Annotated in this window: 11 protein-coding genes; 10 read left to right on the forward strand and 1 reads right to left on the reverse strand. The window is 59.5% G+C overall.

Features of this window, described 5'->3' with window-relative positions; genetic code table 11:
* Positions 1 to 83 precede the first annotated feature (83 nt).
* Genes I6J23_RS05300 through I6J23_RS05310 form a run of 3 tightly spaced genes read left to right on the forward strand, consistent with a single transcriptional unit; the run spans position 84 to position 1,866 of the window.
* Complete coding sequence (locus I6J23_RS05300; protein ID WP_204582794.1) at positions 84 to 410, forward strand: hypothetical protein; 327 nt, start codon at positions 84 to 86, stop codon at positions 408 to 410.
* The gene (locus I6J23_RS05305) at positions 407 to 1,492 is read left to right on the forward strand and encodes a hypothetical protein (protein WP_204582795.1); all 1,086 of its coding nucleotides are present in this window, start codon (positions 407 to 409) and stop codon (positions 1,490 to 1,492) included. The genes I6J23_RS05300 and I6J23_RS05305 overlap by 4 nt, the downstream gene beginning before the upstream one ends.
* Positions 1,486 to 1,866 (forward strand): hypothetical protein, encoded by a 381-nt coding sequence (locus tag I6J23_RS05310; protein WP_204582796.1) that lies wholly within the window; start codon positions 1,486 to 1,488, stop codon positions 1,864 to 1,866. Before I6J23_RS05305 ends, I6J23_RS05310 begins: the two co-directional genes overlap by 7 nt.
* Positions 1,867 to 1,936: 70 nt before the next feature.
* Here I6J23_RS05310 and I6J23_RS05315 read toward each other — a convergent pair whose 3' ends face one another.
* Positions 1,937 to 2,884, reverse strand: a complete 948-nt coding sequence (locus tag I6J23_RS05315) for an alpha/beta hydrolase (protein ID WP_204582797.1) — start codon at positions 2,882 to 2,884, stop codon at positions 1,937 to 1,939.
* A gap of 111 nt (positions 2,885 to 2,995) precedes the next feature.
* Here I6J23_RS05315 and glmS point away from each other — a divergent pair, with 111 nt between their 5' ends.
* From glmS to groES, 7 genes are all read left to right on the forward strand, one after another.
* Positions 2,996 to 4,861 (forward strand): glutamine--fructose-6-phosphate transaminase (isomerizing), encoded by a 1,866-nt coding sequence (glmS, locus tag I6J23_RS05320; protein ID WP_204582798.1) that lies wholly within the window; start codon positions 2,996 to 2,998, stop codon positions 4,859 to 4,861.
* 152 nt (positions 4,862 to 5,013) lie between these two features.
* Positions 5,014 to 6,885, forward strand: a complete 1,872-nt coding sequence (locus tag I6J23_RS05325) for a bifunctional ADP-dependent NAD(P)H-hydrate dehydratase/NAD(P)H-hydrate epimerase (protein ID WP_204582799.1) — start codon at positions 5,014 to 5,016, stop codon at positions 6,883 to 6,885.
* A gap of 86 nt (positions 6,886 to 6,971) precedes the next feature.
* On the forward strand, positions 6,972 to 8,810 hold the full coding sequence (alr, locus tag I6J23_RS05330) for an alanine racemase (protein ID WP_204582800.1): 1,839 nt from the start codon (positions 6,972 to 6,974) through the stop codon (positions 8,808 to 8,810).
* Positions 8,811 to 8,820: 10 nt separating this feature from the next.
* The gene (tsaB, locus tag I6J23_RS05335; RefSeq protein WP_204582801.1) at positions 8,821 to 9,687 is read left to right on the forward strand and encodes a tRNA (adenosine(37)-N6)-threonylcarbamoyltransferase complex dimerization subunit type 1 TsaB; all 867 of its coding nucleotides are present in this window, start codon (positions 8,821 to 8,823) and stop codon (positions 9,685 to 9,687) included.
* Positions 9,688 to 9,730: 43 nt separating this feature from the next.
* Positions 9,731 to 10,264 (forward strand): GNAT family N-acetyltransferase, encoded by a 534-nt coding sequence (locus tag I6J23_RS05340; RefSeq protein ID WP_204582929.1) that lies wholly within the window; start codon positions 9,731 to 9,733, stop codon positions 10,262 to 10,264.
* Between the two features lie 64 nt (positions 10,265 to 10,328).
* Positions 10,329 to 11,411: a tRNA (adenosine(37)-N6)-threonylcarbamoyltransferase complex transferase subunit TsaD gene (gene tsaD / locus I6J23_RS05345; RefSeq protein ID WP_204582802.1), complete on the forward strand. Its 1,083-nt coding sequence runs from the start codon at positions 10,329 to 10,331 to the stop codon at positions 11,409 to 11,411.
* Between the two features lie 260 nt (positions 11,412 to 11,671).
* A complete protein-coding gene (gene groES / locus I6J23_RS05350) occupies positions 11,672 to 11,971 on the forward strand; it encodes a co-chaperone GroES (protein ID WP_012732345.1) in 300 nt (99 codons plus the stop codon).
* Positions 11,972 to 11,990: the final 19 nt, after the last annotated feature.

The raw sequence follows: 11,990 nt of genomic DNA on the forward strand, positions 1-11,990 counted from the left end.
GTCGTAGCAGTCTGGCATAATTTTGCGGTGGGGATCATGGCGTCAGCCATGAGATAATCGCTACGAATTTCAGGGGGGATGTAATGGGGGAGCTTGTTGTCTCTGCACCAGAGGCGTCCGCGCGTTCGTCGTTGTACGCGAGCGCGGGGCAGGATGTCGAATCAGTGATCGTTGGCTCGCCAGTGCCATTTATGCCCGTGCATACTGGTTTTTCGTGGGTGCAGGAGGGGCTGGCTATTGCGGGTGAGCTGGACGCACTCCACGAGTTGTCCCGTCGGGCGTGTGAGGTTGCCGCTGCTCAGGGGCTGTCAGCGGATAGTGTTGTGTCCCAGATTGTCGGTGCCGATGATGCCAATACTGCTGCGTTCGCGAACTTGGAGCCCTCGGTGGAAGCGGCGGTGGAGCGATGAGCACCCTGTCCCAGCAAATTGAGAGTGCGGCAGAGTATTCGGCAGCAAGCCATGCTCTGATGCTGGGTGCCGCTTTTTCAGGGGTGCTGTATCACCCGGTGGTGTCAGGGAATCAATTGAAGATTGACGTGATGCGCGCCTCGGGGGTGGAGTGGGACCCGCTGCGTGAAAGCGCCGACACGTTACGACGCATGGTCCCGTATTTTATGGCGGTGCGTAGCAGTGGCGGCCGGGCATCTGATTCGCTTGTCGACGTAGCCGAGGGATTGATTAGTGAGGCGGTGGACAAGGTCGGCGAGTGGCTCATTTCTCTTGCCGACGGCCACTCGGCCACCGCCGAATCCAGTGATGCGTGTGCGGACGCGCTCCAATCCGTGATGGAACATACCGATTCGGCAATGGAGGATGTGGTCGATTTATTCACGACGGTGGTGGAGACGGGATTGCCCTTGATCCTGCCTTTGCCCCCACCTGCGAAAAAGATAGCTATGCATGCTCTGACACAAGTGGGAAACGCAGCGGGATTGCTCCTCTTGAATCAGGTGAAGGCGCGTGATCGTGCGATTGGTGAGGCGTTGGGGACATTATCGACACACTGTACAGAGCAGGTCAGCCTGTGTGGAGCGTGCCCGGTAGAGCCACCGATAGCGCTACAGCATTGTGATGCTGTGACGTCGCGAGGCGGCGATGGTGTGGCGAGGAACGAATCGTCACCAATGGTGAGTGATAGTCCTTCACCGGCGACGCCGTCCTCCCCAAGGAAATCGACGCCACCGTCATCGGGACGAACGTGTACGCAGATGGCTAGTGGTCTCACGATTGAAAGCACTCAAGGGGCACCTGACTGGACTCACAAAACACCTGAAGAGTGTGCCCTTTCGGGTGGCGGAGAGTCCGCCCCATTAGAAGAAACGAGAGGCCCTTCTTCTATCCGAATGGACGTATCGGTTCAACAGCCACTGGAAGCTGTCGTGGAGGAAGAAGCGCACGTGGATCGGCCAGAGGAAACAATATCTATCCACGCAGCAGACGACACAACATCACACTTAGGCATCACCGTAGAGAAAGCAGGGGCATGGTGAGTAACACTGATAATTACCGTGCGGCGTACCAAGCCATTGTTGACGCCCACCGGGCAGAAATGGATAGGAACCTCGCGGAATTTCACCGTCAATACGGTGAACGAGTCAAGAAACTCGAAGAGATTATTCAGCAGGCCCAGAAGACTGAAGGGGCCAGCAGCACCATCGGCCAAGAAACCACGTTTGCGACCACACGCAAAGGCCGTCATCAGGCGTCTGACGGCCACTCGACCTTCACGTTCGGGCGTGCCACGACGAACGAGGATAGTGCTGACAATTCTCGCGGCTCGCAGGCAGGGAACCCCCGCGGTTCTCATACGCCACGGTCACAGGGCAGTCCTCGGGGTGGAGGTATTCGGGCAATACGTAGCTAACATCGCCGCTGGCTGACGCAGCATTAGGACGCTTTCCCCCGGCTAGCATCGCCCGGTCCGCGTGTCTCAGCTACAGTGCGTCGCGTAGTCGCTCCATCACATCAGCGTTTTCAGGGAGTTCATTCGCAATGTCATCGCGTTCCAAGAACTCGGTACCCTTGAGGTCCTCATCGGACAAGACGCCACTGTACTTCTTGTCGCCCTCCGCCGTCGCACGGACGAAAGCGACAAGCAGCCCGCGAAGTGCAGCACGCTGCGAAAAGCCGGGCGAACCCAGCCCCAGCATCATATTCTTCACAACCTTTTCCGACATCACCGATTGCGAAGCCTTGTTCACGCGTCGGTAATAGGAATCGCCCTTCCAGTTCGCAGCGATGCGGAGGGACTCGTCGCCAATAAGAATAGAATCTTGACCAGGGGCCAAAATGAGGCCGGGGACCTCGATGTTCTCCGCAGCGTCCGACGCCCGCGGGGACGTACTGCGCGGGAAAATGGCAGCTACACCGGTTAAACCCTTCGGCCCCGGAGTATCAGATGTAGTAATAGATCCGGACCCCACCGAGACCGAATGGGCGGACACCTCGGAATCCGAGGACACCGAGGAACCCCATTCGCCGGCCGCGGCAAGAACAGCCGCACTAGCGCCGAAACCATGCCCAGCCAGCACAAGTTTCTCCGGGTGAACAGTAATAGAACCTTGTCCCATCTGGACACCCGAGATCACAGACATGCAGGTCATTAGGTCATTGGCAAAGGCACCGGGGTTCGGCTTGAAACCAGTTTCGGAATCCGGTGCAGCGACGGCGATGCCCCAACTCGCCAAATGGCGAAGAGTGCCGTGGTATGCGGAAATATCGGTCATCCAGTCGTGACCGAAGACAACACCGGGAACGTTATTGCCGTTCGCGGGAAGATAGACCTTGCCAGGGATCCCGACATAATCGAGGTCTCCCACGAGAACCCGGTGTGGGCCACGTTTATCAAGATGAGCTACGAGCGATGAAAGTTTGTCAGCCACAAGAAAAACAGTAACCGACGAGCGGGGTAAACGTCGAGATGACACCACATATCGACCGGAATGGGGTGGATGAAGCAGCCGGTATCGACAAAAATTAGTATCATCGTGCCCATGTGTGGAATTGTCGGTTACGTTGGCCGTAAGCAGGCCCTCAACATCGCCCTCGCGGCTCTTGAGCGAATGGAATACCGGGGGTATGACTCCGCAGGGATTGCCGTCCTCGACGGCCGGGGCACCATCAACATAGAGAAAAAAGCAGGAAAGCTGGGCAACCTGCGAAACGCTATCGACCACATCGGTACGGATCACCTCACCGGCACCACAGGAATTGGGCACACCCGCTGGGCAACGCACGGCCGGCCCAACGATGTTAATGCCCACCCGCACCTGTCCTATGACGGCAAAGTGGCCATCGTCCACAACGGCATCATTGAAAACTTCGCCGCTCTCAGAGAAGAAGTCGAAAACACCGGCATTGAACTGAAGTCCGAAACCGACTCGGAAGTCGCAGCCCACCTCGTTGCCTTGGAGTACAACCAAGGCCAAAACAAGGGGGATTTCGACGCCTCTGTCCTGGCAGTATTGCGTCGGCTAGAGGGAGCTTTCAGCCTATTATTCACACACGCTGACTACCCGGACCGGATTATCGCCGCCCGACGGTCGTCGCCGTTGATTATCGGAATCGGCCAGGACGAAATGTTCTTGGGTTCCGATGTCGCCGCCTTTATTGAACACACCAACAAGGCGGTAGAAATCGGCCAAGACACCGCAGTGACCATCACGAAAGATGGCTACACGCTCACGGACTTTTATGGTAATCAGCAAGAAGGCAAACCCTTCACCATTGACTGGGATCTGGCTGCTGCGGAAAAGGGTGGCTATGACTCCTTCATGGAGAAGGAGATCAATGAGCAGCCCGCCGCTATCCGCGACACCCTCGCGGGGCACCTGCAGGATGGTCGAATTGTCCTCGACGAGCAGCGGTTGTCCGAAGACGAGCTTCGTGAAGTGCAGAAAGTGTTCGTCGTCGCCTGTGGGTCCGCCTATCACTCCGGATTGTTGGCGAAATATGCCATTGAGCACTGGGTTCGCATCCCCGTGGAGATCGAGGTAGCTAGCGAGTTCCGGTACCGTGACCCCGTGCTCGACTCTCGGACGCTCGTGGTTGCGGTATCCCAGTCGGGTGAAACCGCGGACACCCTAGAGGCCGTCCGCCACGCGAAAATGCAGAATGCGCGGGTGTTGGCTGTGTGTAACACCAACGGTGCGCAAATCCCGCGCGAAGCCGACGCCGTGTTGTACACCCACGCCGGCCCCGAGATCGGTGTGGCGTCGACAAAGGCCTTCTTGGCGCAAATCGCGGCGAACTACATCGTGGGCTTGGCCCTGGCACAGGCTCGGGGGACAAAGTATCCCGATGAAGTCACCGCCATCTACCAGGAGTTGGAACAAATTCCTGAGAAAATCCAGCAAGTCTTAGAGCAAGAAGAACACATTACGGACATTGCCCGAGAGATGGGTGCGATTCGGACGATGTTATTCTTAGGGCGGCATGTTGGCTTCCCCGTCTCTTTGGAGGGGGCCTTAAAGCTCAAGGAGCTGGCATATATTCATGCCGAAGGGTTCCCCGCGGGGGAGTTGAAACACGGGCCGATCGCGCTGATCGAAGAGAATCTTCCGGTGACAGTGGTAGTGCCGAGCCCACGCGGCAGGGCCGTGTTGCATTCGAAGATTGTGTCTAACATTCAAGAGATCCGCGCGCGAGGCGCAAAAACCATCGTTATCGCGGAGGAAGGCGATGATGCTGTCAAGCCTTTCGCGAACTACCTGATCGAGATTCCGCAGACATCAACACTCTTGCAGCCTTTATTGTCGACGGTTCCTCTGCAGTTCTTGGCAGCCCAGATCGCCCGAGAGTGCGGAAATGAGGACATCGACAAGCCCCGCAACTTGGCGAAGTCGGTGACCGTCGAATAAGCACGGTGTGGACGGGCGGAAGCGCGGATGAGCGCGTGAGTGATGGCCAAATACGTCCGTGAGCACGGGATATGGAGTACGGTGGACGACGTTGATAATTGATTGATTCGCCGTTGATCCAGTGGCTGCGCAAGCCGTATAAGGAGTGCATCGTGTTCCACCCCCTTCTCCCCGTCGAAGCAATTCGAGCTGCGGAGGAGGGGGTGATTGCGTCCGATTCGTTCCCCGACGAAACTATGCAGAAAGCGGCCACGGCAGTGGCAGATACCGTGCAGTGGCTCTCGACCGTGCCGGGAGTGCCCGGCAATGATCGGGCAGCGGGTCCGGATGATAATGGTGCACATGGACTTTCTGGGCTGCCCCAGGAGAAACCTTCTTCCCCGGCGGTGATTATTGTCGCAGGTAGCGGCGGTAATGGGGGCGATGCGCTCTATGCTGGAGCTGTGCTCGTTCAGCGTGGGTGGCACGCGGTGGCTGTGTGCGTGGGATCATCTGTTCATGAACGGGCGTGCCGGGCGTTCGAGAAGTCGGGTGGGGTTGTCGTCGGAAAGAGCGGGGAGGCCCGGGAGGCTGATCTCGGTCCTCAGGATTTGGCGCAGTATCGTGCCCGCTTTTCCTCGTGTTTTCTTATCGACGGGGTAACGGGGATTGGTGGACATGGGCCTCTTCGCGACGAGCCGGCCAGATGGATCGCTGCGGCCGCGGACGCGGAGATTCCGGCGGTGGCAGTGGATATTCCGTCCGGGATTGATGCGGATACCGGGATTGCCCACACCCCGCATGTAGTGGCTGCAGCGACCGTGACATTTGGTGCGTTTCGACGTGCCCATGCCATGAATTCCGATTGTGGGGTTGTTCTTCAGGCGGATTGTGGGTTGCGCGATGCCTGCCGCAGCGAGTGCGAGAAGCGCGAGGCGGATGGCGAGCTGGTTGCCTCCGGCGTGAGGGCGGTGACCCCGCCGGATATTCGGCAGATCGCTTTGCCCGATGGGATGGTGACGCTGGCGCCTGATGTGGCGAAGCCTCACATGGCGTCGTCACCACTGTGGCCGGCGATGGCGTTAGAACCAGGGGCTCATGATGACAAGTACACCGGTGGGGTAGTGGGTATTCGGGCCGGATCCCTCGAGTTCCCCGGCGCTGCCGTGCTGTGCACGACGGCTGCAGTTCGCGCCACGAGCGCGATGGTTCGGTTCGCTGGCAAGAGCCGTGACGCCGTTGTCGCCGCTCATCCTGAGATTGTGGCGGCTGACGATATTGCCTCGTCAGGGCGTGTTCAGGCGTGGGTCGTTGGCCCCGGCGGTGGCGTCGAGAGAAATTATGATGACCTCCACGACCTCCTGTGTGGCTCAGAGACCTCACGGGGATGCCCCATTCTTATCGACGCCGACGGGTTGACCGCTCTGTGTCAATCGGACGGAAACGACTCGGGGTCCGACGCGTTTCCGCTGATCCGAGCGGTAAAAAACTACGACGGTGCCGTTATTTTGACTCCTCACCAGGGCGAATTCCGACGTGTCGTGAAGGCTGTCCTGGCGGAACCGTTGGTGGAATTGTCCTCTGAGGAACGCAAGGCCTTGACGGACGTTCTCAACCCAGACAGCGACTATCCGCGTATCCCTGCGGTATCGGCGGTCGCGAGAGCGTTGCATTGTGTGGTGTTGCTTAAAGGTCGGTCCACGGTGGTCGCGGCCCCAGCAGATGCATCGTCTGACACTTCGGCGGATGCATCGTCGCAGGTAACAGTGTGTGTTGTCGACGCTGGTTGCTCGTGGGCGGCGACGCCGGGCTCGGGTGATGTGTTGTCGGGCCTAGCTGGGGCTTTGGTTGCAGAGGGCGTTGGTCACGCCGGTCCCGATGCTGAGTTGCCTTTGTCCGCCGTCATGGAGACTGTTGTCCGAGCTGCTGTCATTCATGCATCGGCGGCTGATATCGCAGCAGAGACCGAAGACGGGTATGCGCCGACGTCGGCGTCGGTTATTGCGGAGGCAATTCCGCGAGCACGCGCGCGCCTCTACATGTAGGCCACTAAACCCCTGTTTTCGCTGGTTATAAACCCTTTCGAGAATCTCCGTCGGACGTGTCCTAGGTGGGTGGCACAATTATGTCTATGCCCATCCAGTCTTCATCCCACGCTGTATCTGGTGACCATTTATCCGCGGACGGTAGCGACGCGGCCCTGCCCGGCCTTTTGACCATGACCATCGACCGCGACGCGTTGGCGCACAATGTGCAGGTCGTGGCGCGAAACGCGCAATTGGCGAATCCGGGCCACCCAGCGGAGTTGATGGCTGTGGTGAAAGCGAATGGGTATAACCACGGGGCGGTGGAAGCCGCTCGGGTGTTCTTGGCCAATGGCGCCACTCAGCTGGGTGTGGCGACGATTACCGAGGGGGTGGAGCTTCGCCGTGCTGGGATTTCAGCACCCATTCTGGCCTGGATTTGGAACGCCGACGGCCACGTCTCTGTTAAAGCAGCCCTGGATTACGGGATCGACCTGGGCGTTCCGACGCTGGCGCATATCAGAGCCATTGTCGACGAAGCGACCGAGCGCAAGCGATCCCAAGAAGACTGGGAATTTGTCCCTCCCCGCGTGACGGTGATGGTGGATTCGGGTCTGAGCCGTTCGGGGATCTCTCCCGATCAATGGGATGAAGCGCTGAGAGAACTGAGCGCAGCAAGTAGTGATTCCATTATCGACGTCACCGGCGCATTTACCCACCTGGCCAGCGCGGATGCCGCGGATAACCCGTCGAACAATCGCCAAAAGGCTCAGTTCGACGCCGCGATTGAAGAGCTGCAGGCAGCCGGAATTCCCGTTCGCATCAACCACATGTGTAATTCGCCGGCATCAGTGACCAGGCCGGATATGTTTTATCAGATGGTGCGCCCAGGCGTTGCGTTGTACGGGATGGATCCGTTGGAGGAGCCGGCAGATCGCTCGGCGTCCACCGGTTCTTCGTTGGTCTCACAGCTCAAGCCGGCGATGACTTTATCTGCGCCGATTGTCGCGAAGCGGTTGGTCAAGGCTGGGGAATCGGTGAGTTATGGCGGGACGTGGACAGCGGACGTCGACACAGTGACTGGCGTTGTTCCCGCTGGTTATGCGGACGGAATTCCACGGGCGCTGTCCGGCCGTATGGAGGTCGCGATCAACTCCCGTCGATATCCGCAAATCGGACGCGTGTGCATGGACCAGATTGTTGTCGCCCTGGGACCAGCGGGCTCAGAGCAGGCCAGCGCAGTTCACCAGGGCGACGAGGCAATTATTTTTGGTCCACCCGGCGAGTGTACCGGTTCAGACGGCAAGCCTGCCTCATTGCCGACGGCCACGGAATTGGCCGAAACCCTCGGCACCATTCATTACGAGATCCTGACCAGTCCGCATACGCGCGTCCACCGACGGTATGTTGGCCGCGGTCTTGTCGACGGCCGTGTTCGCGTCCGTAATGCGGAGGCGACGCAAACTCTGGCAGAATCGATTGCTCACGCTTTGCGGCCAGGAGACGTCGTCGTGTTGGACGGGCCACTGGGTGCGGGGAAAACCACGTTTACGCAGGGGCTGGCCAGAGGTTTGCATGTATCAGGCCGTGTAACGTCGCCGACGTTTACTATCGCCCGCGAACATCCCGGCCCGGTGCCGCTCATCCACGTTGACGCGTATCGCCTTCTGGGCGATACCACGACGGATCCGATCGGCGCCCTCGATTCGCTGGATTTGGATACGCGCATTCCCGATAGCATCGTCGTGGCGGAATGGGCGGCCGATATGGCCGATGCGCTGGAGCAGGATTATCTGTTGATCCGCCTTGAGCGCGCGACGGGTGGCAGCGATGCGTCCCCTGGAAACGACGCCTCTGCTGGGGGCGACCCGTCCACGTCCGCAGATCCCGTCGATTTCGATGAGGACGAACCACGAGTCATTTCGTGGACGTGGGTCCGGCGGTAATCTATCCATCATGCTCGTGCTGGTTATTGATACTGCGACACCGTATGTCACCGCTGGGCTTGTCGACGTCACCTCGCGGGACACGATCCGCGCGCGGTTTAACAGGAGTGTTCGGGATTCCCGCGCGCACAATGAGGTGTTGACGCCCTTCATTATGGAGTGCTGCGACGAAGTTGGAGTCACTCCGAGCGACCTCGACGCCGTTGTTGTGGGCGTGGGGCCCGGCCCGTTTACGGGTTTGCGTGTCGGTATGGCGACTGCTGCGGCGTTCGGGGACGCGTTAGATATTCCCGTCATCGGTGTGTGCTCGCTGGATGGTCTGGCGTGGAATGCCATCGCGGACGCCCCACAGCATGAGGGTGAGACGATTATCGTTGCGACGGATGCTCGCCGTCGAGAAGTTTATTGGGCTACGTACCGCATATCCGACGGGCACCCCGTGCGCGTCACGGAACCCGAGGTCACGCGTCCAACGGACGTCCATGTGTCCGGTGATGCAGACGTTCCTGCGCAGCAGCCGAGTTTTGCGGTGGTGTCCGATTCCGTGGCCGACGCTCTTCTGGCCAGTGTGACCAGTGTTAACCAGTCGGTGGACGCGCAACCGGACATCGTGAACTTTGTTCGCGCAGCCCTCGACCACCCCATGAATCTCGACCGCGCGACGAACGTCGACGATTCTGACGACACTGAATCTGATCATGACCGCAACGCGCTCTTCCCGCGACAGTCAGATCTTCAACCCCTCCGCCCCCTTTATTTACGACGGCCCGACGCCGTGCCACCGAAAGCAAAGCCGGTGAGCCCCGCCATCAGCGAGGAAGCGATTACTCGCGCGCGTCAGCTCCGTGAACAGATGACGGCAGGCCGCGATGAGTGACGGCCAGCACGCTAGTGCTCCGCCAGAGAATCTCCCTGACGGAATGAGGCTCGTCCAGCTAGACGCCACCGCCGCCGCTGCCTGCGCGGAACTGGAAGCAGAAATTTTCCCGGACGACTCGCCATGGCCCTACGAAGGATTCCTCGCAGAGCTCCGCGACCCGAGATCGGTGTACGTCGGCCTTGTCACGTCAGCAGTTGCCCGCGCCGGGCACAGCGATGAACAAGGGGAGGACTCGCGTCGGAATACGCAAGGATCACCTGACGCGATGGCCCTCGTCGGCTATGCCGGACTAGGAGTCTTAGGCCCGGAGGATGACCCAGAGTTTGAAGTCCGAACCATCGGGCTAGATCCCGCATGGCGTGGTCACGGCCTGGGACGGATGTTGTTGAAGACAATCCTCGATGTGGCAGATCACGGGCCCGGCCCGGTATTCCTCGAAGTGCGTACGGACAATAAGCCAGCCATCGGGTTGTACGAGTCAGAAGGCTTTACGGTGTTAGGTACTCGAAAGAACTATTACCAGCCGTCGGGTGCAGACGCGTTCATCATGAAAAGGGATCCCAGGCCGGACTAGCCCCACACAAGCCCTTCCACCACGTGTTTTCAGTCATCCCGCCCCGGTGTCTACTCTTGTCACCATGCGCGCAATCGTGATGGGTGTGGAGAGTTCATGTGACGAAACTGCCGTGGGCATTGTCGAAGTCACCACGCACGACGACGCCGACCCCACCGTGACCGTCCTGGCCAACCGCGTCGCCAGTTCGATGGAACAGCACGCCCGGTTCGGTGGCGTCGTCCCGGAGGTCGCCTCCCGCGCCCACTTGGAGGCCATGGGGCCGGTCGTGCGGGCAGCCCTCGCTGACCTGAAAGCCACGCGTCCCGACGTCGATAAACCAGATTATGTGGCCGCGACGGTTGGCCCAGGTTTGGCCGGTGCGCTCCTCGTCGGTTCATCGGCGGCGAAGGCGTACGCCGCTGCCTGGGGTGTTCCGTTCTACGGGATGAACCACCTGGCCGGGCACATCGCGGTGGGGGCTCTGGCCGACGCGGACCTGGACCTCGACCACGCCATCGCGCTACTCGTATCCGGCGGCCACACTCAGATCCTGAAGGTGAACGGCCTGGGCAAACCCATGCAGGAACTGGGATCAACCCTTGACGACGCTGCCGGCGAGGCCTATGACAAGGTGTCGCGTCTCCTGGGGTTGGGGTACCCGGGTGGACCGATTATCGACAAGCTGGCTGCTGAGGGGCACCCGAAGGCCATTCGTTTCCCGCGTGGCGTGATGCGCCCGCAGGATCTCCGCGGCCCGCACCGGTACGATTTTTCGTTCTCTGGCCTAAAGACCTCCGTCGCCCGCTATATTGAGGCCGCCGAGCGGAACCACCAGACGGTGTCGTTGCCCGATGTGTGTGCCTCGTTCCAAGCAGCAGTGGCGGACGTGCTGACCAAGAAGGCGTTGTTGGCTTGTACCGATACAGAAGCGACGACGCTACTGCTCGGCGGTGGGGTCGCGGCGAACTCTGGTTTGCGTCGCCTCGCCACTGCGCGGTGCCAGAGCGCGGGGATCAACTTATGCGTCCCAGAGATGAAGTTGTGCACGGACAACGGCCTCATGATTGCCGCGGCCGCGGCCTATTCGATAGCACGTGGTGTGGGGCCCTCGGGTCTCGGCGCTGCCACAAATCCAGGTCTTGACGTCGCTATTCCCGTTGTATAGGCAGTCGTATGAGTACCTGTGTGGGCGTGCATTAATGCTCGTCTGAGCGTTCTCAAAAGTCCTCGCCCAAGTGCACGTACATAGGCCTCCACGAGCGCGTTTGGATATTTAGCACTCCCGGTGGTTGAGAGCTGGCACTCACACGGGTAGAGTGCCAATCAGGTTGTGAATCACAGTTGTTCACCCGCGACGACGGCTGTGGAAAAACCTGTCAAGAGCACAATTTTCCATTCACTTTCCATTCACTGGAGGAAGTAATCGTGGCTAAGGTCAACATCAAGCCTCTTGAGGATAAGCTCCTCGTTCAGATCGTCGAAGCTGAGACCACCACCGCATCCGGACTGGTTATCCCGGATACCGCTAAAGAAAAGCCGCAGGAAGCTACCGTCGTCGCTGTTGGGCCCGGCCGTACCGATGAAAACGGCAAGCGCGTGCCCATGGACGTTGCCGAGGGCGACGTCGTCATCTTCTCCAAGTACGGCGGAACTGAGATTAAGTACGCTGGTGAGGAATACTTGATTCTCTCGCAGCGCGATGTGCTCGCTGTCGTCGAAAAGTAATCGTTCAGGAGAGGTAGAG

Source organism: Corynebacterium kroppenstedtii (assembly GCF_016894245.1).
In the GTDB taxonomy this organism is placed as follows: domain Bacteria; phylum Actinomycetota; class Actinomycetes; order Mycobacteriales; family Mycobacteriaceae; genus Corynebacterium.

What these genes read in the sequence shown, in the direction of transcription:
- I6J23_RS05300 (WP_204582794.1), top strand. Translation starts at nt 84, where the DNA reads ATGGGGGAGCTTGTTGTCTCTGCACCAGAGGCGTCCGCGCGTTCGTCG.
- I6J23_RS05305 (WP_204582795.1), top strand. Translation starts at nt 407, where the DNA reads ATGAGCACCCTGTCCCAGCAAATTGAGAGTGCGGCAGAGTATTCGGCA.
- I6J23_RS05310 (WP_204582796.1), top strand. Translation starts at nt 1,486, where the DNA reads ATGGTGAGTAACACTGATAATTACCGTGCGGCGTACCAAGCCATTGTT.
- glmS (WP_204582798.1), top strand. Translation starts at nt 2,996, where the DNA reads ATGTGTGGAATTGTCGGTTACGTTGGCCGTAAGCAGGCCCTCAACATC.
- alr (WP_204582800.1), top strand. Translation starts at nt 6,972, where the DNA reads ATGCCCATCCAGTCTTCATCCCACGCTGTATCTGGTGACCATTTATCC.
- tsaB (WP_204582801.1), top strand. Translation starts at nt 8,821, where the DNA reads ATGCTCGTGCTGGTTATTGATACTGCGACACCGTATGTCACCGCTGGG.
- I6J23_RS05340 (WP_204582929.1), top strand. Translation starts at nt 9,731, where the DNA reads ATGAGGCTCGTCCAGCTAGACGCCACCGCCGCCGCTGCCTGCGCGGAA.
- tsaD (WP_204582802.1), top strand. Translation starts at nt 10,329, where the DNA reads ATGCGCGCAATCGTGATGGGTGTGGAGAGTTCATGTGACGAAACTGCC.